Source organism: Pseudomonas sp. LBUM1643 (assembly GCF_059716215.1).
In genome coordinates, this window is record NZ_CP166813.1 from 2,079,699 (window position 1) to 2,101,720 (window position 22,022).

18 protein-coding genes are annotated in these 22,022 nt (G+C 57.7%); 8 read left to right on the plus strand and 10 right to left on the minus strand.

Annotated elements, in window-relative coordinates; all coding sequences use genetic code 11:
- Nucleotides 1-25: 25 nt before the first annotated feature.
- The 5 genes from ACA063_RS09340 to ACA063_RS09360 all read right to left on the minus strand — a co-directional run bounded on the left by ACA063_RS09340 (nucleotide 26) and on the right by ACA063_RS09360 (nucleotide 4,528).
- A complete protein-coding gene (locus ACA063_RS09340) occupies nucleotides 26-2,260 on the minus strand; it encodes a polysaccharide biosynthesis tyrosine autokinase (protein ID WP_497665613.1) in 2,235 nt (744 codons plus the stop codon).
- Nucleotides 2,261-2,284: 24 nt separating this feature from the next.
- The gene (locus ACA063_RS09345; protein WP_490146071.1) at nucleotides 2,285-2,719 is read right to left on the minus strand and encodes an arsenate reductase/protein-tyrosine-phosphatase family protein; all 435 of its coding nucleotides are present in this window, start codon (nucleotides 2,717-2,719) and stop codon (nucleotides 2,285-2,287) included.
- Nucleotides 2,720-2,932: 213 nt separating this feature from the next.
- Nucleotides 2,933-3,724, minus strand: a complete 792-nt coding sequence (locus tag ACA063_RS09350) for a CPBP family intramembrane glutamic endopeptidase (protein ID WP_497665614.1) — start codon at nucleotides 3,722-3,724, stop codon at nucleotides 2,933-2,935.
- A 154-nt stretch (nucleotides 3,725-3,878) separates the two neighbouring features.
- Entirely contained in the window at nucleotides 3,879-4,235 is a 357-nt protein-coding gene (locus tag ACA063_RS09355; protein ID WP_497666495.1) for a type II toxin-antitoxin system RelE/ParE family toxin, read from the minus strand.
- 2 nt (nucleotides 4,236-4,237) lie between these two features.
- A complete protein-coding gene (locus ACA063_RS09360; RefSeq protein WP_497665615.1) occupies nucleotides 4,238-4,528 on the minus strand; it encodes a type II toxin-antitoxin system ParD family antitoxin in 291 nt (96 codons plus the stop codon).
- Between the two features lie 175 nt (nucleotides 4,529-4,703).
- Here ACA063_RS09360 and ACA063_RS09365 point away from each other — a divergent pair, with 175 nt between their 5' ends.
- Nucleotides 4,704-4,949 carry a CopG family transcriptional regulator gene (locus tag ACA063_RS09365; RefSeq protein ID WP_497665616.1) on the plus strand — a complete coding sequence of 82 codons (246 nt, stop codon included), beginning with the start codon at nucleotides 4,704-4,706 and terminating at the stop codon, nucleotides 4,947-4,949.
- Between the two features lie 19 nt (nucleotides 4,950-4,968).
- Nucleotides 4,969-5,208 (plus strand): type II toxin-antitoxin system RelE/ParE family toxin, encoded by a 240-nt coding sequence (locus tag ACA063_RS09370; RefSeq protein ID WP_497666496.1) that lies wholly within the window; start codon nucleotides 4,969-4,971, stop codon nucleotides 5,206-5,208.
- Between the two features lie 146 nt (nucleotides 5,209-5,354).
- On the opposite strand, the gene ACA063_RS09375 is transcribed toward ACA063_RS09370, so the two are convergent.
- Together ACA063_RS09375 and acnA are read right to left on the minus strand one after the other, a co-directional pair.
- Nucleotides 5,355-6,449 carry an RHS repeat-associated core domain-containing protein gene (locus ACA063_RS09375; protein ID WP_497665617.1) on the minus strand — a complete coding sequence of 365 codons (1,095 nt, stop codon included), beginning with the start codon at nucleotides 6,447-6,449 and terminating at the stop codon, nucleotides 5,355-5,357.
- Between the two features lie 300 nt (nucleotides 6,450-6,749).
- Nucleotides 6,750-9,491 carry an aconitate hydratase AcnA gene (gene acnA / locus ACA063_RS09380; RefSeq protein ID WP_497665618.1) on the minus strand — a complete coding sequence of 914 codons (2,742 nt, stop codon included), beginning with the start codon at nucleotides 9,489-9,491 and terminating at the stop codon, nucleotides 6,750-6,752.
- Nucleotides 9,492-9,713: 222 nt separating this feature from the next.
- Here acnA and rlmM point away from each other — a divergent pair, with 222 nt between their 5' ends.
- Nucleotides 9,714-10,787, plus strand: coding sequence for a 23S rRNA (cytidine(2498)-2'-O)-methyltransferase RlmM (gene rlmM, locus ACA063_RS09385; protein ID WP_497665619.1), 1,074 nt, complete (start codon nucleotides 9,714-9,716; stop codon nucleotides 10,785-10,787).
- Between the two features lie 234 nt (nucleotides 10,788-11,021).
- The gene (gene tusA / locus ACA063_RS09390; protein ID WP_162437432.1) at nucleotides 11,022-11,273 is read left to right on the plus strand and encodes a sulfurtransferase TusA; all 252 of its coding nucleotides are present in this window, start codon (nucleotides 11,022-11,024) and stop codon (nucleotides 11,271-11,273) included.
- 99 nt (nucleotides 11,274-11,372) lie between these two features.
- Here the strand turns inward: tusA and ACA063_RS09395 are convergent, their stop codons facing one another.
- On the minus strand, nucleotides 11,373-12,776 hold the full coding sequence (locus tag ACA063_RS09395) for an MATE family efflux transporter (RefSeq protein ID WP_497665620.1): 1,404 nt from the start codon (nucleotides 12,774-12,776) through the stop codon (nucleotides 11,373-11,375).
- Between the two features lie 381 nt (nucleotides 12,777-13,157).
- On the opposite strand from ACA063_RS09395, the gene pdxB reads away from it, so the two are divergent.
- A complete protein-coding gene (gene pdxB, locus ACA063_RS09400) occupies nucleotides 13,158-14,306 on the plus strand; it encodes a 4-phosphoerythronate dehydrogenase PdxB (RefSeq protein WP_497666497.1) in 1,149 nt (382 codons plus the stop codon).
- Nucleotides 14,307-14,509: 203 nt separating this feature from the next.
- Here pdxB and ACA063_RS09405 read toward each other — a convergent pair whose 3' ends face one another.
- Nucleotides 14,510-14,689, minus strand: coding sequence for a PA1571 family protein (locus ACA063_RS09405; protein WP_497665621.1), 180 nt, complete (start codon nucleotides 14,687-14,689; stop codon nucleotides 14,510-14,512).
- Nucleotides 14,690-14,923: 234 nt separating this feature from the next.
- Here ACA063_RS09405 and ACA063_RS09410 point away from each other — a divergent pair, with 234 nt between their 5' ends.
- Nucleotides 14,924-16,711, plus strand: a complete 1,788-nt coding sequence (locus ACA063_RS09410; RefSeq protein ID WP_497665622.1) for an ABC transporter transmembrane domain-containing protein — start codon at nucleotides 14,924-14,926, stop codon at nucleotides 16,709-16,711.
- A gap of 86 nt (nucleotides 16,712-16,797) precedes the next feature.
- The gene (locus ACA063_RS09415) at nucleotides 16,798-17,829 is read left to right on the plus strand and encodes a Fic family protein (RefSeq protein WP_497666498.1); all 1,032 of its coding nucleotides are present in this window, start codon (nucleotides 16,798-16,800) and stop codon (nucleotides 17,827-17,829) included.
- Nucleotides 17,830-17,931: 102 nt separating this feature from the next.
- Here ACA063_RS09415 and ACA063_RS09420 read toward each other — a convergent pair whose 3' ends face one another.
- Complete coding sequence (locus tag ACA063_RS09420) at nucleotides 17,932-19,860, minus strand: transglycosylase SLT domain-containing protein (RefSeq protein ID WP_497665623.1); 1,929 nt, start codon at nucleotides 19,858-19,860, stop codon at nucleotides 17,932-17,934.
- A 213-nt stretch (nucleotides 19,861-20,073) separates the two neighbouring features.
- Between ACA063_RS09420 and ACA063_RS09425 the strand changes: the two genes are divergently transcribed.
- Complete coding sequence (locus tag ACA063_RS09425) at nucleotides 20,074-21,993, plus strand: ATP-binding cassette domain-containing protein (protein ID WP_497665624.1); 1,920 nt, start codon at nucleotides 20,074-20,076, stop codon at nucleotides 21,991-21,993.
- Nucleotides 21,994-22,022 lie beyond the last annotated feature (29 nt).

A 22,022-nucleotide genomic window follows, 5' to 3' on the forward strand; every position in this document is an offset into this window, starting at 1 on the left:
AGCGGCGCTGCCCTGAAATCTGGTGCTATTTATCTGAAGCGTATTCGTACTGGTAGTAGCTGTAGTTGCCATAGCCATAGGCTGAAGCTTTACGTTCAACAGCGTTGAAAATGGCGCCTTTCACGACGATACCGTTTTGTTCGAAGCGACGCTTGGTCACTTGAATTTCCTTGGCGGCGTTAACGCCGAAACGGGTCACGATAAGGCTTGTGCCAGCCTGCCGCCCAACAAGGGCTGCATCGGTTACCGCCAGGATAGGCGGGGTGTCGATGATAACCAGGTCGTACTCGCTACTCACTTTTTCCAGGAACTGGGTGAAATTACTGTGCATCAACAATTCCGATGGGTTCGGTGGGATTTGCCCGCGTGTTATGACGTGCAAGTTGGCCACTTCCGTCGAATGGGTCGCTGTGTTTAGGTCGATTTTGCCCGCCAGTAGGTCGGAAAGTCCGTTGCTCACATCAATTCGGAACAACTTGTTCAGATAGCCTTTACGCATGTCGGCATCGACCAGCAGCACCTTCTGCCCTGTTTGGGCGATGATGGCGGCCAGGTTGCACGATACGAAAGATTTACCTACGGCTGGACTGGGGCCGGAGATCATTAAGATGTTGTTCTTAGCTTCCAGAGTTGCGAAATGAAGACTTGTACGAAGACTCCGCAATGATTCTACAGCTAGATCAGCAGGGTTGTTGACGGCAAGTAGGAGTGAACCCGTAGTGGCTTGTAAGTTACCTTTCAGACTTGCCTCAATCAAAGATTGGCCTTTGCTAAGGGGGATTGACGCATAGACTGGAATGCCAAGTTGCTCAATGACCTCCGGATCTTCCACACCACGATTTATCGCCTTGCGGATCAGTACATAAGCAACGGCAATTAACCCGCCTAATAGTGTAGCTATCAGGACGATTAGTGTTTTCTTCGGTTTGACAGGTTTTTCGATATTTGCATCGGCGGAATCGATGACGCGCACGTTGCCTACGGTGCCGGCACGAACGATATCCAGCTCTTGAGTTTTGTTCAGTAGTTGCGTGTAGATTTCCGTAGTAACTTGCATGTCACGAGCTAGGCGCAGCAACTCCTGTTGGGTTTCTGGCAGGTTTTTTATTTTCTTTTCCAGTCCCCGCTTTTGTTGATCAAGTTGACCCATCTGCGTCATCAGTGCTTGATAGGCCGGATGTTCCCGAGTGAAGCGATGTTCCATTTCCGCCTGTTTTAATTTCAATTCAGAAATCAGTGTTTCCAATGCTACGATTTGATCGAGCACAGCTTTCGTCTCGATGGTGATGTCTACAGAACGGGCGCTTGTTTGATAAGCGTTGAGTTGGCCTTCTGCCTTTTCCAATTGTTTTCGTACATCCGGCAATTGGGTTCGCAGGAATTCAAGGCTTTGAGCGGCTTCGGCCGAATTTCGTTGGACGTTCTGCAACACATACAGTCGATTGATCTCATCCAATACTTTGTTTGCAAGATCAGGGTCTTCGTTTTCCAGGGATAACCCGATAATGCCAGATTCTTTGCCGCGCTCGCTCGCAGATACATCTTCTTGATATTGCAAGATTGTGCTTAGGCGACGTTGTTTGTTAACGCTAAATAGCGCCCCAGCGTTTGCGTTGAGTGCGGCTACTTGTAGCTTGAATCCATTCGCTTCAACCTTAGCGCCACTCTGACCACTCAAGATCGCTTCGTCGTCTTCATTGAACAGAGTAAACGCGTTGTTGCCGTCTGCGCGTAATGTCAGCGGTTTACCTAAAAAAGCGTCTGGCACGTCCAGTTGAAAAATGTCGAGTTTTTCACCGCCCCAAGTGAAGCTATTCAAACCCAATAGAGGTGGTGCTAAGTCGTTCGGGTTTTCCGGCTGAAAATGTCTGCTCAGAAAACGGCCAATCAACGGAAAGTAATTCGGCTCAACAATAATGTCGAGCTTTAGATTCTCTACCGCTTTTCCCAGTACCGCGCGAGATTTCAGGAGCTCAATTTCGGTCACCGCCGGAGAGGTTCCACCAAACATTTCACTCATTTCCGCCATGCCACCCAAAGCTGCCATGCCGCCCTTTTTTTCTTCGACCTGCACAAGTGCGTTAGCCTGGTAGATAGGTGTCGATAGCAAAGCGAAGGCAACACCAACCACGCAAAAAAACGCGGTAATGCCGATAATAATCCACTTACTATCAATCAAAGTACCGAATAGCGCGAGCAGATCGATGCTGTCATCGTCGTCGCTGTGATCCTGAATAGGTAGGCTGTTTTGGCTTGGCATGCGGGGTACTTTTACAAGAGGTGATTATAGTTTTTGCGACCAGCTGTCGACGCCTTGCGTCATCAACTGGTAGACGTGTTCGAAGGCGACTTTCTGCTGGCGGTACGGATCGGGAATTTCCTGATTGTTCTGCCATTTACCCAGCAGGAACGTCTTGCCGCGGACTTCCGGCGCCATGCGCGCGATGCTGTCCACGTGGCGTTGTTCCATGGTCAGTATTACATCGGCCTGTTGCAGCATTTCTCGAGTCAGTTGCCGACCTTTATGGTCTGGCAGGTCGCCGCCGTGTTCGCGCAGGACTTCCAGCGCGGTGGCGTCCATGGATTTGTCTACGAGGGCGCCGAGGCCGGCTGAGCTTATGACTTTGCCGCGATCAGCCAGCTTGCTTTTAAGCAGGGCTTCTACGGTGGGGCTGCGGCAGATGTTGCCGATGCATACGACCAGGATTTTATTGAACATAGGGCTGCGCTGGTTACGGAAACGAGTGTGTTGACCGCACAGGCAGCAGGAGGAGGGGGATGGAATTCCTTTCCAGCGCAACAGTACGGCCTTCTCCGGTGCACTACTGCTGCCGGGGCCATTTTAAAAGCGTGCACTCTAGTGGCGTAGGTGGGTAGGGTCAAGGCTCGATGGGAACTTTCTGTCATACGGGCGTTCGGTTCACCGCCTTGGCTATTCCGCCAGCATCGGGTACGTGAATAACCCGAAGTGCAGCAGATTCAAACCGAAGTGCGTGGCGATGGCGGCGGCCAGTCCGCCGAAGCGGTAGGCCAGCCCGTACCCGATGCCAGCGATAGTCGCCAGCAGTGCCCATTGCCACCCGGCGCCCCAATGGGCAAGACCGAAAATTGTTGCAGCAAGTAAAAGTGCGAAGTGCTCGCCGTAGGGCAGGTGTTTGAGTCGTTCGCCGAGGCTGCCCTGTATATAACCGCGAAACAGGGCTTCTTCGACCAGGGTGACGAGTAGAAGGTTGTTGAGGATCCAGATTCTGGCGACGTCGGGCCATTTGGGTGCCCAGTCGATGATGCCGAGTAGCCATGCGCTGGCGAGGGTGATCAGGGCTGTCAGGCTGAGGGTGATGGCACCTGTTTTCAGTGTTTGCGTGAATGAGCGCTGGGCGATGATCCATGGGCAGGCGAGCAGGAGCCAGAAGCCGAGGAGGGGTTTGTCGAGGTTGAGGTACATCGAGAACGGGATGGCGTTTTCGGTGAAGCGCGTGGGCTCGATGACTTGGGCGTTGTGGAAACCGGGTAGGCAGTGCAGGGCCAAGGCGAGTGCGAGGAGGACGAAGAGGCTATGGCCGAGATAGCGGGCGTAGCGGTGGTTTTGGGGTTGGACGGCGATGCCTGCGAGGATGAGCAGGGTGATGGGGATGCTGGCCTGCAGGGACAGTTGACCGTAGGTGAGCGCCAGGACGTAGCCGGCGGTGAGCATGGTGAGGTACGGCCCGGGTAGGCGGAGCATGGGGGTCATCCTTGTGGTGCGCGAAGTCTCGTGTTTACACAGAAGCGAATACAGCGCGGCAATGAATCAGCATTTTCTTCTTCACTGCTGGTGACAAAAGATGTCGTTGGTACAGACGTTTATTGGGCCACGCAAGTGTCCGAGATTCAGTGCATCAGTCCTGCGGGAGGTGAAGCTTGGCCTCCATCGCGTCGTGCAAAATACGGACGATCTCGATGACCTGATCTTCGGCTAATCGATAAAAAATGACGTGCCGGGGGCGTTGCACCATGCCACTTGCCGCGGCGGCACGTCTGCGTGAATGGAACAGGTGAAAGCTTCTTAAACCGACGGTGATTTCGTCTCGCATGCTGGTACCTGTTCGGGTCGGCACCTGAGCCAGATCTTCCAGTGCTGTACGAAGAAGCTCCTGGTAGCGGACTCTGGCATTGGCCCCGAACTGCATTTGCGAGTGTTTAAGAATGTCGGAAATATCAGAGAGCGCTGTTTCAGAAATTCGATACTGCGCCACGCTCAATGGTTCTCTGCGACAGATTGGGCGGCCTGATTACCGATGTCTGCCAGGAGGCCGTCCAGATCCTCACTGCGAACATCAACAAAGCGGCCGCGTTCAAGATCCATCAACCCTAACGAGGTGGCCTGTCTCAGCGCGTCGAGCTTTGCGTCTTCTTCCGCTTCGCGCTGTTCCAGTAGGCGAAGGCCTTCGCGCAATACTTCGCTGGCATTTTGGTAGCGACCTGACAGAACGAGATCAGTGACGACCTTTTCTAAATGGTCGGTAAGCACGATGTTTCGGGTGGCCATGGCGCGCTCCAGTCGGGATGAAAGTTGGGGATGCCTAGATTGGCATATTATGCCAATGACGTTGAAAACGCATTATTGCCTTCGTCTCGGGATATCGGCGATGCTTCCAGCGAGGGTGCATGATTATTCAGTTGGATTAATTTTGAATCGAGCAACGAATTAGGAGCGACCCATCATGGCAACCAGCGCGAAAACCTGCTCTGGCACGGCTCACATCCCTGAGCAGTCGGCCCAAAAAGTCGATTTGACGGCAGAGCGTCTGTGGCGATCCAAAAACTTGATCGACAAGCTGGGTCAGCATAATTGCCTGACTCGCGAAGCGTTGGCCGATGTCGACTCTGGTCGAGTGATTGATCACCTGGATGTTCAGGCCTGGGCTGATAGCCTCAACACCGACACTCCGTTGCCGGTGCCGCGCTGATGGCGTTTAAAGTGGACAAATTACCCGACTTTACGAGTTTCTGGCATCGGTGAATCAAACAGCAGCCGCACGAACGGTGCAGCAACTCACGATTGCGCCGCTCACGCTATTGACTAACCCGCGCATTGGCGAGCGCCTGGAAGAGTTCGAACCACGAGATGTGCGTCAAATACAGATCGGCCATTACGAAATGCGTTACGAGATAGTGGATTCCACTATCTACCTGTTGCGCCTGTGGCACACCCGCGAGGATCGGTAGCGTCTGCTGCGCAGCCGAGCGGGAGTGAACTCCCTCGCCACAGGGGAATGGGGTGGGGCTTGAGGTTGGGATTCATCTCAAGCGCCTGCTTGGCTGATGGACCGATGTCGCGACAAGCTTTTGCTCCTACAGTCTTACAGATTGATTCAGGTGTGATGCCGAATAAATTCGGCTCGTTCTATTACCACTAAATCGGCGAGCAACGAAAATTTGCGACTGAGATGGGGATTAGAATTACTGGAATGAGTTGCTCCATTTCTGAAAAACGCAATCGATGCGTCAAAGGGAGCCACGACGAGCGTTCCATTATTGTATACAGGCGTCATATTCAGGTTCGGTACATCTAAATCTGGTACAGGTGAGGGGATGAACGGATAGTTGTTTCGTGCATGTTGATAATGCCGAAAGCTCGAATCCACGTCGAGTGTGCTTGGTTGAGAGGTGTAAGCTCCAGTAATGGGATTATTGCGATTTATTTGAGCGATAGTTTCATTAGCGCCAGTTGGGTTCGGCGTTCCTGAAATAGTATTTGTTCTAGCGGCAATTGTCGTCGTTGTTGGCGACGATGTGGACGGCTGAGTTCCGGTGGCTTTAGACGCTTTTGGTTTTGAGATGGATCGTGATGCATCTGACACTCTAGGCCGTTTTTTTGTCTGTGCTGCAACTGCTCTTGCTATTGCTATTACCATTGCGGCCCTTACAGGGCTATGCCCTGTGGGATCCTTCCGGTTCCTGGGATCACCTGCACAATATGCGTATGCATTCAATCCACCACCCCCAAACGGACTCCAACTGTCCGGGCTGTTAAACCGCATCAACATCGGATTGAACTGCCGATAACCGTTGCCCAAGTGATAGTGTCCGGTAGTCGGGTCCGGTCGTTCACCATTGAAGCCGAGTAAACTGAGTAGCCCGTTTTCCATCGGACGATGGCCGTAAGGTGTATATGCAAGGGAATGGGTTTGATTAATATCAAGTGTATTCAACACTGAGCGTTGTTGGTCAGTCGCTAGAAGGGCAGTGTTGGCTTCCGCCCCCTCAGGCTTTTGGCGCTGCGCTAAAAGTTGGTCGTCGTGCTGCATAATACTGCTTTGGATTGCGCCTTGTATTTCAGTGGAAAGGCGTGTTCTGCAGTAGAAGCGCTGGATGCGGGTCTGTTGACGAAGTGTGTACTCAACGAGGTGATCGAGCGGGTCGTAACGGTAGAGCGCCAGTTGGGTTTCATGAGGGAGAAAAAGCATTGGCTGAGCTCCATGGAAGGTTCAAATAAACCAAGCTGTCAGCATCATTCTTTTTTTAGTCGTTGCCTACTATCAGAACTGCTAGGTAGTACCGGCGTGGGAAGGAGAGGTTTTGCGGCTGCTACGGCTACGCAGCCGAGCGGGAGTGAACTCCCTCGCCACAGGGGATGGGCGGGGCCTGAGGTTAAGATTCGTCTCAAGAGCCTGGTTGGCTGATGGACCGATATCGCGAGCAAGCGTTTGCTCCGACAGTCTTGCGGTATGAAGGGACGCGCGTCGCGCGCGCCCCTTTCAGTCAAGTTATGACGCGATCAATTGCCGCAACACATAATGCAAAATCCCGCCCGATTTGAAGTACTCCACCTCGTTCAACGTATCAATCCGGCACAGCACGTCGATCTTCTCGCGGCTGCCGTCTTCCCGGGTGATGATCAATGTCAGGTTCATCCGTGGCGTCAGCTCCACGCCGGTCAAACCGAGGATGTCGATACGTTCCTTGCCGGTAAGGTTCAGGCTCTTGCGATTCTGATCCAGCTTGAATTGCAGCGGCAGCACGCCCATGCCCACCAGGTTAGACCGGTGGATCCGTTCGAAGCTTTCCGCAATGACGGCTTTCACTCCCAGTAAGTTCGTACCTTTGGCCGCCCAGTCACGGCTCGAGCCGGTGCCGTATTCCTGACCCGCTATGACCACTAAAGGCGTGCCGGCGGCCTGGTAGCGCATGGCGGCGTCGTAGATCGCGACCTTTTCTCCCGTAGGGATGTAGATCGTGTTGCCGCCTTCTTCGCCGCCGAGCATTTCGTTGCGGATGCGGATGTTGGCGAAGGTGCCGCGCATCATGACTTCGTGGTTGCCCCGACGGGAGCCGTAGGAGTTGAAGTCGCGGGGTTCCACGCCTTTGGCGCGCAGGTATTGGCCGGCGGGGCTGTCGACCTTGATGTTGCCGGCCGGTGAGATGTGGTCGGTGGTGACCGAGTCGCCGAGCAGGGCGAGGACGCGTGCGCCCGAGACGTCCTTGACCACGGGTGGCGGGCCGCCGATGTCGTCGAAGAACGGTGGGTGCTGGATGTAGGTCGAGTCGTCCTGCCAGACGTAGGTCGCGGCTTGCGGCACTTCGATGGCTTGCCACTGTTCGTCGCCGGCGAACACTTCGGCGTATTCCTTGTGGAACATGGCGGTGTTGACCTGGCTCACCGCGTCGGCGATTTCCTGGGTGCTGGGCCAGATGTCGCGCAGGTACACCGGGTTGCCGTCCTTGTCGTTGCCCAGCGGTTCGCTGCTGATGTCGGTGCGCACGGTGCCGGCCAGTGCGTAGGCGACGACCAGTGGCGGGGAGGCCAGCCAGTTGGTTTTCACCAGGGGGTGTACGCGGCCTTCGAAGTTGCGGTTGCCCGAGAGGACGGAGGCAACGGTGAGGTCGGCTTTCTGGATGGCTTTTTCAATCGGCTCCGGCAGTGGGCCGGAGTTGCCGATGCAGGTGGTGCAGCCGTAGCCGACCAGGGAGAAGCCGAGTTGATCAAGGTATTGCGTCAGTCCTGCGGCCTTGTAGTAGTCGGTGACGACTTTCGAGCCGGGCGCCAGTGAGCTTTTCACCCAGGGTTTGCGGGTGAGGCCTTTTTCCACGGCTTTTTTCGCCACCAGGCCGGCGGCCATCATCACGCTCGGATTGGAGGTGTTGGTGCAGGAGGTGATGGCGGCGATGACCACGGCGCCGTTTTTCAGGCGATAGGTGTGGCCGTCGTATTCGTAGTCTGTTTCGCCGACCAGGTCAGCGTTACCCACGGCGACACCACCGCCGCCTTCACTTTCCAGTCGGCCTTCTTCTTTGCTGGTGGGCTTGAATTGCAGGTCGATGAAGTCACTGAAGGCCTGCGCGACATTCGGCAGCGAGACGCGGTCTTGCGGACGTTTCGGGCCGGCGAGGCTGGCTTCGACGCTGGCCATGTCCAGGGCGAGGCTGTCGGTGAACGACGGTTCCTTGCCGGGCAGGCGCCACAGGCCCTGGGTTTTGCAATAGGCCTCGACCAGTTTGACGGTTTCCGGCGGGCGGCCGGACAGGCGCAGGTAGTCGAGGGTGACGTCGTCCACCGGGAAGAAGCCGCAGGTGGCGCCGTATTCCGGGGCCATGTTGGCGATGGTCGCGCGGTCTGCCAGCGGCAGGTCGGCGAGGCCGTCGCCGTAGAATTCGACGAATTTGCCGACAACGCCTTTTTTGCGCAGCATTTGGGTAACGGTCAGCACCAGGTCGGTGGCGGTGATGCCTTCCTTGAGCTTGCCGGTCAGTTTGAAGCCGATCACTTCCGGAATCAGCATCGACACCGGTTGGCCGAGCATCGCCGCTTCCGCTTCGATCCCGCCGACGCCCCAGCCGAGTACGCCGAGGCCGTTGATCATGGTGGTGTGGGAGTCGGTACCGACCAGGGTGTCGGGAAACGCGTAGGTGCGGCCGTCTTCGTCCTTGGTCCAGACCGTGCGGCCGAGGTATTCCAGGTTGACCTGGTGGCAGATGCCGGTGCCCGGTGGCACGACGCTGAAGTTGTCGAAGGCGCTCTGACCCCAGCGCAGGAAGGCGTAACGCTCGCCATTTCGCTGCATTTCGATGTCGACGTTCTGCTCGAACGCGCTGGCGCTGCCGAATTTGTCGACCATCACCGAGTGGTCGATCACCAGGTCGACGGGGGAGAGCGGGTTGATGCGTTGTGGGTCACCGCCGGCCTTGGCCATGGCGGCGCGCATGGCGGCCAGGTCGACCACGGCGGGAACGCCGGTGAAGTCTTGCATCAATACCCGCGCTGGGCGGTATTGGATTTCACGATCGGAGCGACGCTCCTTGAGCCAGGCGGCAATGGCCTTCAGGTCGGCGCCGGTGACAGTTTTTTCATCTTCCCAGCGCAGCAGGTTTTCCAGCAGCACTTTCAATGACATCGGCAGCTTGTCGAGATCACCGAGGCGTTTGGCAGCATCGGGCAGACTGAAATAATGGTAGGTCTTGTCGTCGATCTGCAGGGTTTTGAGGGTATTCAGGCTATCGAGGGACGGCATTACGATCACTCCTTATGATCCGCACGGCTACGGACTGAGGGGACGAACTGAGGTCTAAACCTAGTCCTCTTTGCGGCTTAAAGCTAATAACTGGACTCTATGGACAGGTCCAAGGTTCCGAACTCGGCTATCATGCGCCGGTTTTCGTGACAGGCTTTGCTTCAACGCAAGTCTGGGCATCGCGCAGTGGTTGAATTTCTCGCCATCTGCCCAGGAGTAAGAATGAACACCCTCTTTATGCATTGCCGGCCAGGCTTCGAAGGCGAAGTCTGTTCCGAGATATCCGAACATGCCGCACGCTTGAACGTGGCCGGTTATGCCAAGGCCAAGGCCGCCAGCGCCTTTGCCGAATTTATCTGCACCGAAGAAGACGGTGCCGCGCGCCTGATGCGCGGGCAGCGTTTCGCCGATCTGATCTTCCCGCGCCAGTGGGCTCGCGGGATCTTTATCGATCTGCCGGAAACCGATCGCATCAGCGTGATCCTCGCGCACATGAGGGATTTTCCGTTGTGCGGCAGCCTGTGGCTGGAGATGGTCGACACCAACGACGGCAAGGAACTGTCGAATTTCTGCAAGAAGTTCGAAGTTCACTTGCGCAAGGCGCTGATGGCTGCCGGCAAATTGGTGGAAGACCCGCTCAAGCCGCGGTTGCTGTTGACGTTCAAGAGCGGTCGCGAAGTGTTCATGGGGCTGGCGGAGTCGAACAACTCGGCGATGTGGCCGATGGGCATTCCGCGCCTGAAGTTTCCCCGTGACGCGCCAAGCCGTTCGACGCTGAAGCTGGAGGAGGCGTGGCACCACTTCATCCCGCGTGATCAGTGGGACGAGCGTTTGCACAGTGACATGACCGGCGTTGACCTGGGTGCTGCACCCGGTGGCTGGACCTGGCAGCTGGTCAACCGCGGCATGCTGGTGACGGCGATCGATAACGGGCCGATGGCTGAAAGCCTGATGGATACCGGGCTGGTGCAGCATTTGATGGCGGACGGTTTTACCTTCAAGCCCAAGCAGCCGGTGGACTGGATGGTGTGCGACATCGTCGAGAAGCCGGCGCGTAATGCCGCGATGCTGGAAGAATGGATTGGTGAAGGGCATTGCCGTGAGGCGGTGGTCAACCTGAAGTTGCCGATGAAGCAGCGGTATGCCGAGGTGAAACGCCTGCTGGAGCGGATTGCCGAAGGGTTCAAGGAACGCGGGATTCGGGTGGAGATTGGCTGTAAGCAGCTGTATCACGACCGTGAAGAAGTGACGTGCCATTTGCGCCGGATTGATGTGAAGAAGCCCAAGTCCCGGTAATTGCCTGGCAACTGTATGAGCGCTGTATGGGCTCTATATGAACACTGTATGAACACACTGTAGGAGCTGCCGAGTGAAACGAGGCTGCGATCTTTTGATCTTGCTCTTAAAAAACAAGATCAAAAGATCGCAGCCTCGTTTCACTCGGCAGCTCCTACAGGGGACCGTGTCATGCCATAGATGACCGAACACCCGACATTGCGCGACAATGTCGGCACGTTTCAGGAGTGAATCATGAGTGAAATGATTGATACGCCAGTTGACGGCACCCTCGACGCCACCGGCCTCAACTGCCCGGAACCGGTGATGATGCTGCACCAGCACATCCGTGACCTGGCGCCCGGTGGGCTGCTGAAGGTGATCGCCACCGACCCGTCGACCCGTCGCGACATCCCCAAGTTCTGCGTGTTTCTCGATCACGAGCTGATCGGCCAGCATGAAGAGGCAGGCACCTACCTCTACTGGATCCGCAAGAAACTCGCTTAACAACTGTGGGCGTTGGCTTGCCAGCGATGGCGATGTGGCAGCCGACATCATAGATCGAGCCGCCGCCATCGCCAGCAAAGCGGCGCCTGCAGGTCTGAATTACCCTGTCGAACGACTGATGCGGATCTGCTTGCGTGCACTGCGCGTCAAGCGGATCGACAGCATCAGCGCCGCGCAACTCAAGCCCACGATCAACCCCTGCCACAGCCCGCTCGGGCCGCTTGGCGCGCCTAACCAATCGGTCAGGCCCAGCGCGTAACCCACTGGCAAACCAATCCCCCAATACGCAAACAGCGTCAGGATCATCGTCACCCGCGTGTCCTGATAACCGCGCAATGCGCCGGCCGCCGTGACCTGGATCGCGTCGGAAAACTGGAACAGCGCCGAGTACACGATCAGCATCGCCGCGACATGAATCACCGTCGGGTCCGAGGTGTAGATGGTCGCGATGTGCTCGCGCAACAACAGCATCATGCTCGCCGAAATACACGCATACGCCAGCGCCGTGCCCATGCCGACACCGGCGGCAAAGCGCGCTTCACGTGGCTCCCGACGACCCAGTGCCTGGCCGACGCGCACGGTGACAGCCATGCCGAGGGAGTAGGGGATCATGAACACCAGGGAGCTGAAGTTGAGCGCGATCTGGTGGCCGGCGACGACTGTTGCGCCGAGGCTGCCGATCAGCAGGGCGATCACGGCGAAGATGCTCGATTCGGCGAACACCGCAATGCCGATAGGCAGGCCGATGCCCAGCAGGCGTTTGATCACCGACCATTGCGGCCAGTCGAAACGACTGAACAACTGACTCGACTGATACGCTGGCGCCCAACGCTCCCACCCGGCCATGCCGAGCGCCATCACCCACATCACGATCGCCGTGGCCCAGCCGCAACCGACCCCGCCCATGGCGGGCACACCGAAGTGGCCGTAGATGAAGATGTAGTTCAGCGGGATGTTCAGCGCCAGGCCGCACAGGCCGAGGACCATCGCCGGGCGCGTCCGCCCGAGGCCGTCACTGAAGCAGCGCAGCACGTGATAGAACGCAACGGCAGGCAGGCCGCTGGCGATGCCGTGCAGGTATTGCATGCAGGGGCCGATCAGCTCGGGATCGACGTTCATCAGGTGCAGGATCGGCTCGGCGCCGAGCAGCATGCCGGTGGCCATTACCCCGACGACCAATGCCAGCCACAGTGCCTGACGCACGATCGGGCCGATTTCGCTATGAGTGCCGGCGCCGAAGCGTTGGGCGACTTTCGGGGTGGTGGCCAGCAGGGTGCCGGTCATCAACAGAAAGACCGGGACCCAGATCGAGTTCCCCAGTGCCACCGCCGCCAGATCCCGAGGCCCGACGCGGCCGGCCATGACCGCATCGACGAAACCCATCGCTGTCGTGGCCAACTGCGCGACCATGATCGGCAGCGCCAGGCCGAGCAGGTTTTTCAGTTCCAGGCGGATGCGTTCGGGGCGGGTGAGAACGGTGGTGTTGTCGGTTACGGAGTTCAAGGGCGAAACGTCCAAAGGTATTGATGCGCGAGGCGGGGCATTCTACGCGTTGACGCTATGGTCAGGAAAACAGCTGTGTTGGGGATTTGTAATTGCCTCGCGCAGTTATCGGTAACCCCTGTGGCGAGGGGATTTATCCCCGTTGGGCTGCGAAGCAGTCCCAGAACCTGCTTAAGCGGTGTGTCTGATAACGTGGATTCAGTAACAGGGGCCGCTGCGCGACCCAACGGGGCGGTGCGACGTTTCGCTAAATCCCCTCACCACAGAGAAGTGGTGATCACAGGAAAAGTGGTGACAACAGGAGAAGTGGTGACCTCTAATGCCCGCTGGCCCAGCATGGCCATCTACGCCTACACTGCCGATCCCCCAAAGGAGCCCGCCATGCTGATTGTTGCCGACGAAAATATCCCGCTGCTCGACGCCTTCTTCGAACGTTTTGGCGAAATCCGCCGGGTGCCGGGGCGCTCCATTGACCGCGCAACGGTCGAGCAGGCCGACGTGTTGCTGGTGCGCTCCGTGACCAACGTCAACCGCGCATTGCTCGAAGGCAGCAAGGTGCGTTTTGTCGGTACGTGCACCATCGGCACCGATCACCTGGACCTGGATTACTTTCAGCAGGCCGGCATCACCTGGTCGAGCGCGCCCGGTTGCAACGCTCGAGGCGTGGTCGATTATGTCCTTGGCAGTCTGCTGACCCTGGCCGAAATCGAAGGCGTCGACCTGACTCGACGCACGTATGGCGTGGTCGGCGCCGGTGAAGTCGGCGGCCGATTGGTCAAGGTGTTGAAAGGGCTGGGCTGGAACGTGCTGGTCTGCGATCCGCCACGGCAAGCGGCGGAAGGCGGCGACTTCGTCAGCCTTGAGCGCATCATCGAGCAGTGCGATGTCATCAGTTTGCACACACCGCTGAAGAAACACGGTGCTCAGTCCACCTGGCACCTGTTCGATAAACACCGTCTGAATCAACTCAAGACCGGCACCTGGCTGATCAACGCCAGTCGCGGTGCAGTGGTCGATAACGCGGCCCTGCGCAACGTGTTGTTAGAGCGCGAAGATCTGCAAGCCGTGCTGGATGTCTGGGAGGGTGAGCCTGAGGTCGATGTGGCATTGGCCGATCTCTGCGTGCTGGCAACGCCGCACATTGCGGGCTACAGCCTTGATGGCAAACAGCGCGGGACGGCGCAGATTTATCAGGCGTATTGCGATTTCCTCGGTCAACCGGCGGAAGTCAGCCTGAGCGAATTGCTGCCGGCGCCTTGGCTGTCCCACGTGACCTTGAACGCTGAAAGTGATCCGGCCTGGGCATTGGCGATGCTGTGCCGTGGCGTGTACGACCCGCGCCGTGATGACGCGGATTTCCGCCGCAGTCTTGTCGGGACGGTGAACGAACAGCGGGCAGCGTTTGATGCGTTGCGCAAGCATTACCCGCAGCGGCGGGAGATTGATGGATTGCAGGTGCGGATTGAAGGGGAGTCGGCGCAGTTGCAGAAGATTGTGGCGGCGTTGGGGGCAACCCTAATCCAAGGGTAATATTTACCACTGTAGGAGCTGCCGAAGGCTGCGATCTTTTGATCTGGTTCTTGATTGTAAAAAACCAGAAGAAAGATCAAAAAATCGCAGCCTGCGGCAGCTCCTACAGGGGCATGTGTTCGGACCGGATACAGGACGGACACGCAAAAACCGCCCATAAAAAACCCGGCCATAAGGGCCGGGTCAAGAAGACGTTGGCTATATCAATCTTGTTTGGCAGGCTTGACCAATCGCTGTTCCAGTTCGCGGCACGCGTCCTGGATCATGTCTTCAGTGATCGGTACTTCGCGCCCTTGTGCATCAATAATCGAGCAACCCAGAGACTGGTCTGGCTGTGTACGAATCACTTCAATTTTGTCTTCGCTGCTGTTTTGCAAGGACATGGCCTGTCTCCTCATCAGGTTGTGTGCTTACTATAAAACCGCCCGGTGACCGGGTTGTGACAACTCCCTGCGATCATTCCTGAACGGCAGCATCAGTCCACCAGAAATATCGCAACGTTGCCAGCCGGACTTTAGACCAATAGCGTCTAGAGGCTAGGCTTTGCGGTCATAATTAACCTGACTCATTGTGATTTACAGAGTTCCTTCCTATCAACTGCGCCGTTGCGTATCTGGATGATTCCCATGCTTTCTGCTCGTCAACGCCGCGCCATTCGCCTGACAACCCGCTTTCTCGCGCCCTATCGCTGGCCGGCATTGGGTGCGTTGCTCGCGCTGATCGTCACCGCCGGTATCACGTTGTCGATGGGGCAGGGCATTCGGTTGTTGGTCGATCAGGGCTTCATGACCCAGTCGGCGCACTTGCTCAATCAGTCGATCGGGCTGTTCATGGTGTTGGTCGTGGGGTTGGCGATCGGTACGTTTGCGCGTTTCTACCTGGTGTCCTGGATCGGCGAGCGGGTGGTCGCGGACATTCGGCGGCAGGTGTTCAATCATCTGGTTTACCTGCACCCAGGGTTTTATGAAGACAACCGCAGCTCCGAGATCCAGTCCCGTCTGACGGCGGATACCACGCTGCTGCAATCGGTGATTGGTTCGTCGCTGTCGCTGTTCCTGCGCAACTTGCTGATGGTGATTGGCGGCATCGTTTTGCTGTTCATCACCAACCCCAAGCTCACCAGCATCGTTGTGGTGGCCTTGCCGTTGGTGATCGCGCCCATCCTGATTTTCGGCCGCCGGGTCCGCAATCTGTCTCGTATGAGCCAGGACCGCATTGCCGACATTGGCAGTTATGTATCCGAAACCCTGGGCCAGATCAAAACCGTGCAGGCTTACAACCATCAGGTCCAGGACGAAAAGCGGTTTGCCGTCACCGTGGAGCAGGCATTTGAGACTGCGCGTAAACGCATCTTCCAGCGCGCCTGGCTGATTACCCTGGTGATTGTGCTGGTGCTGGGCGCTGTGGGTGTGATGCTGTGGGTCGGTGGTATGGATGTGATCGCGGGGCGGATTTCCGCGGGTGAACTGGCCGCGTTTGTCTTCTACAGCCTGATCGTAGGCAGTGCGTTCGGCACCTTGAGCGAAGTGATTGGCGAACTGCAGCGCGCCGCCGGGGCCGCCGAACGAATCGCCGAACTGCTGCGCTCGGAAAACATCATTCAGCCACCGGTCACCGGGTTGGTGACGTTGCCTGAGCGGGTGAAGGGTGATCTGGTGCTGCAGGATGTGCGCTTTTCCTACCCGTCGCGTCCGCAAAGCTATGCGGTCGATGGCTTGAGCCTGACTATCAATGCCGGCGAAACCCTTGCGTTGGTCGGCCCATCAGGTGCTGGCAAGTCGACGGTGTATGACCTGCTGCTGCGATTCTACGACCCGGTCGAAGGGCGCATCCTGCTGGATGGCGTGCCGCTGACTCAACTCGATCCCCTCGACCTGCGCCGCTGTTTCGCCCTGGTCTCGCAGAGTCCTGCACTGTTTTTCGGCAGCGTTGAAGAGAACATTCGCTATGGCAACCCGGGCGCGACGCTGGCCCAGGTTCAGGAAGCCGCGAAAATCGCCTACGCTCACGACTTTATCGAACAGATGCCCGATGGCTATCAGACCCACCTCGGTGACGGTGGTCTCGGCTTGTCCGGCGGCCAGCGCCAACGCCTCGCCATCGCCCGCGCGCTGCTGGTGGACGCGCCAATCCTGCTGCTCGACGAAGCCACCAGCGCCCTCGACGCCCAAAGCGAACACCTGATTCAGCAAGCCTTGCCAAGCCTGATGAAAAACCGCACCACCCTGGTCATCGCCCATCGACTGGCCACGGTAAAAAATGCCGACCGGATCGCGGTGATGGACCAAGGGAAGTTGGTGGCGGTGGGGACGCATCAGGAGTTGATTGCAAGCAATGCGCTGTACGCGCGGTTGGCGGCGTTGCAGTTTAATGATGGTAAGGCCGAGTACGACATTCATGTGTAAGCCAGGTGTCTAGAGCTTGAATGAAGTCTGCTGCTGCACGGCTCTTCGGGCATTATGTCGGCTTGATAGAGATGCCTGGATTAAATATGAGTCGCTACCAACCACCGTTGACTCTCACCACAAGAATACTGACGCTGGTTGCCGAGATCAGTGAGCAGATCGGCCATCTTTCGGCTGTTGGTGATAGTCGGCAGACACCTCAACTGCGCCGTGGAAATCGTATCCGGACGATTCAGGCTTCGTTGGCGATAGAAAACAACACGCTCAGCATCGAGCAGGTGACTGCTGTTCTGGCAGGGAAGCGAGTCCTGGGGCTGCCGCGGGAAATCCAGGAAGTACACAACGCTTTTGCGGCCTACGAGGCCATGCCGGGCTGGCAGCCAGGTAGTCGGTCCGATTTACTTTGCGCCCACAAGTTATTGATGCACGGGCTGATTGATGATTGCGGACGATTTCGAAAATCGGGTGTTGGCATTTACCGTGGTGAACAACTGGTCCATATGGCCCCGCCACCCAGTCGTGTTGCGCACTTGATAGATGACTTGCTCGCCTGGCTGGTTGCTACTGACTGGCATCCGCTGATCATCAGTTGCGTATTTCACTACGAATTCGAATTCATTCACCCTTTTGCCGATGGCAATGGGCGCATGGGACGTCTCTGGCAGACCTTGATCCTCAGCCAGTGGCGCCCCGTCCTGGCGTATTTGCCGGTTGAAGCGGTAATTCGTGAGCAACAGGACGAGTACTACGCAGCATTGGCGGCTGCCGACAAATTAGCTGAATCGACCCCATTTGTTGAATTTATGCTTCAAGCACTCAGTGTCGCGCTTGCGGAAGCGGCTCGGAGTGAACCAGCAACCGACCAAGTAACCGACCAAGTAACCGACCAAGTAGCGAAACTGCTCTGGACACTTCATGGCGGCAGCGCTCTTAAGGTCAGTGAGTTGATGGCAGAGGTCGGATTGGCACATAAAGCGACTTTTCGGGCTAACTATCTCAAACCGGCGCTGGTCGCCGGTTTGATCGAAATGACTGATCCCGACTCGCCTAATAGTCCGGCTCAACGATATCGTTTGACCGAGACCGGCAAAGCTTCAGTGCGGACCCGATCTGCATAGGCGTTGTAGGCACCCAATATTTTTAACTCGCTTTTCGACGAGCCATAAAAAAATGCCCGCATCAATCGATGCGGGCATTTTCGTTATCGCGTCAGGCAAACATCATTGATCATCAAAATACCGCTCATGCCAATCCACCAGCGGCTGTGGCGAGTTGAGCTTTTGGCCGTAGATCACCGAGTACGACAATACGTTTTGCACGTACTGGCGGGTTTCGTCGAACGGGATGCTTTCAACCCATACGTCGAAGCTCAGGTGATCCGCGCCGCGCAACCATTGACGCACACGACCGGGGCCGGCGTTGTAGGCGGCGGAGGCGAGGACGCGGTTGCCGTTGAACTGGGCGTGGACCTGGCTCAGGTAAGCGGCGCCGAGCTGGATGTTCTTGTCCGGGTCGAGCACTTGCTGTGGCGAGGCCAATGGAATGCTGAACTTGCGTGCGGTTTCCTTGGCGGTGCCCGGCATCAACTGCATGAGTCCGGTGGCGCCCACGCCGGAGCGGGCGTCGTCCATGAAGGCACTTTCCTGGCGGGTGATGGCGAACACCCAGCTTGAGTGCAGGCCGCGGACCTTGGCTTCACGGACCAGCGTCTCGCGGTGAGCCATCGGGAAGCGGATGTCCAGGTCGTCCCAATACTGCGCCTGACTGATCGTGCGAATCGCCGGGAAGTACCATTTCAGGTCATAGGCAAGTTTGGCCTGGGCGACCATTTCGTCACGGTTGAAATGCCGGCTGACGTGGTACCACTCGCGACGACCATCGACGATTTGCCCGCGGGCGTGGAACTCCAGGGCGCGACGTACACCCGGTGTGTTGCGCACTTTATTGATCAGCGCCTGGCTCAACACTAGCGGCTTATTGACCAGCGAATAAGGTGACTGCGAACGATCCGCCGCGAGGAATCCGTAGAAGTCCCGCTCGCGGGCGAGGTTCTTGTAGAGCGCCTGCGATTCCGGGTTCTGTGGCTGCGCCAGTTCCAGGCTGCGGGCCTGCCAGTAGCGCCAGCGGTTGGTGGTCGCCAGGTCCTGGGGCAGGCGTCGGGTCAGCTGATACGCATCGTCCCAGCGGGCCAGGCGCAACAACAAGCGCAGACGCCATTCGGACACCGTGTTGTCGCGCAGTTCCGGGTCGTACTTGGTCATCACGTCCAGTGCACGGCTGTCGAAACGTCGTGCGAGGGTCAGGCCGATTTCCCGGGCGATCGCAACTTTTTCATCGCGAGAGAAATGCATGCTGCTGGCATAACCGTCGAGCAGGGCCATGGCCTTGTCCGGGTCCTGGCGGGCAAGACGACGCAGGCCGAGGCTGACGATGTCGGACATCGGCTCGTCCGCCGGGGTGAAGCGCGACGGCTGGTTCAGCAGTTCAGGTTTTTGCGCCACATCCACCAGCAAGCGACCGCGAGGGGCGAGGGTGGTCAAGCCGCTGATCAGGCTGTTGGCCAGCGGATAGTTGCGTGCCTGGGCGGCGAGCTTGGTGCGTTCCCAGCGTTTTTCTTCGGTCAGTTGACCATCGGCCGCCCACACACCGAACAAGCCATCGCACGCGGCGGGCAGGGATTTACCGGTCAGCCAGAGTTTGTTGGCGTTGGCGTAACCGACAGATTTCTGGTTACTGCTGATCTGGTACTGCGCGTTCAGGCAGTCCAGTTCAGTGAAATTGAGTTTGGGGTCGTAATACTTGACGAAGGTCGCCCATTCGCCACGATCGGCCAGCCAGCGCAACCAGCGCAGCTTCATCCAGTTGGCCTGGGGCAGGTCACCGTGTTCGGCGAGGAATTTCTCGATTTCGGCGTTGCTCGCGGTTTTCAGGCGTGCGGTCAGCTCGTCATAGGCCAGATACGGTTCCAGCGGATAATCGGCGAGGGCCTGGCTGTAGCGAAAATAAGGGCCGGTATCACCCTTGGCCAACGCACGCTTGGCTTCATCGTAATATTGGCGCTGGGTGGACAGGTCCACCGCCTGGGCTGACTGGATGGCAGTGGCGGAAAGAAGCAAACATGAAAAAAGACTGAAAAGGCGACTGCGCATGAGACATCCGGGCAGAGAAATCATGACAAGTGCGGACAGGACCCACACTGAATAATCTGTAGCTTAGCCTTTTGCCAGCAACGGGCGAAAGCTTTGCGGACCGGTTGGCATCAGTTCGCAACATTTGTCATGCAGAGTGCCTCGACAATGAAATTGCCGGCCTTTTGAAGCCTCAAGTCAGGTAGAATGCGCGCCCGGTTTTTGGAGAAGCTCATGACCCTGCTCAAATTCAGCGATGTGTCCCTTGCTTTCGGCGCTATGCCGTTGTTGGACAAGGTGTCCTGGCAGATCGCCCGTGGTGAGCGGGTGTGCATCATCGGCCGCAATGGCACTGGCAAGTCCAGCATGATGAAGCTCGTCAAGGGCGACCAGAAGCCCGATGAAGGCTCTGTCTGGCGTGCACCCGGTCTCAAGATTGGCGAATTGCCGCAAGAATTGCCGGTAGCCGACGAGCGGACCGTGTTCGACGTGGTGGCTGAAGGCCTGGACGGTGTTGGCGAGCTGCTCGCGCAGTATCACCACCTGAGCCAGAACATCGTCACCGACGCCGATCTGGACAAACTGATGCACGTCCAGCACGACCTCGAAGCCCGTGACGGCTGGCGTTTGCAGCAACTGGTCGACAGCACTTTGAGCCGTCTGCAGTTGCCGGCCGACAAGACCCTGTCGCAATTGTCCGGCGGCTGGCGTCGTCGCGTCCTGCTGGCCCAGGCCCTGGTTTCCGAACCGGACCTGTTGCTGCTCGACGAGCCAACCAACCACCTGGACATCGGTGCGATTGCCTGGCTTGAAGAAGCGTTGAAGGATTTCCAGGGCGCCGTGCTGTTCATCACGCACGACCGTTCTTTCCTGCAGAACCTCGCCACCCGCATCCTCGAACTGGATCGCGGCGGCCTGATCGACTGGAACGGCGACTACGCCAGCTTCCTCGTGCACAAAGAGGCCTCGCTGGCCGCTGAGGAAACCGCCAACGCGCTGTTCGACAAGAAGCTGGCCCAGGAAGAAGTCTGGATCCGCCAGGGTATCAAGGCCCGTCGCACCCGTAATGAAGGCCGCGTGCGCGCCTTGAAAGCCTTGCGCGTTGAGCGCAGTGAGCGTCGTGAGCGCACCGGCAAGGCCAACATTCAGCTGGACACTGCCGACAAGTCCGGCAAGCAGGTGATGGTCCTCGAGAACGTGAGTTTCGCTCACCCGGGCGGTCCGTTCCTGATCAAGGATTTCTCGATGGTCCTGACGCGTGGCGACCGTATCGGTCTGCTGGGCGCCAACGGTACCGGCAAGACCACGCTGCTGAAGCTGATGCTCAGCGGCCTGCAGCCAACCAGTGGCACAGTGGAAGAAGGGACGCGCATCGACGTGGCCTACTTCGACCAGCTGCGCCACCAGTTGGACCTGGAAAAAACCGTGATCGACAACGTGGCCGAAGGTCGCGACTTCATCGATATCGATGGCCAGAGCCGTCACGTGCTGAGCTACCTCGGCGACTTCCTGTTCAGCCCGCAGCGTGCCCGCACGCCGGTCAAGGCGCTGTCGGGTGGTGAGCGTGCGCGTCTGTTGCTGGCGAAGCTGTTCAGCAAGCCGGCGAACCTGCTGGTCCTCGACGAACCGACCAACGACCTCGACGTCGAAACACTCGAGTTGCTGGAAGAGGTCTTGCTGACCTTCAACGGCACCGTGCTGATGGTCAGTCACGACCGGGCATTCCTCGACAACGTTGTCACCAGCACCCTGGTCTTCGAAGGTGAAGGCAAGGTTCGTGAATACGTCGGTGGTTATCAGGACTGGCTGCGTCAGGGCGGCTCGCCGCGCCTGCTGGGCGTAACCGAGAGCAAATCCGGCAAGGCCGACCTGACCTCGGCAGTGGTGACGGCCGAAGCGGCACCCGTAGCTGCTGCGGTCGAAGCGCCAGTGGCGAAGAAAAAGCTCAGCTACAAGTTGCAGCGCGAGCTGGAAATGTTGCCGGCGCAGATCGAAGCCATGGAAAAGCAGATTGCGGCCGTTGAAGCGCAGATGGCGGACCCTGGTTTCTATCAGCGCCCGGCTGCGGAAACAGCAGCGGTGATCGCTCAGCTGGAACAGTTGCAGGCTGAACTCGACGTGATGGTCGAGCGTTGGGCCGAGCTGGATGCCTGATTGATCCTGTAATAAAAAAGCCCGGCGTT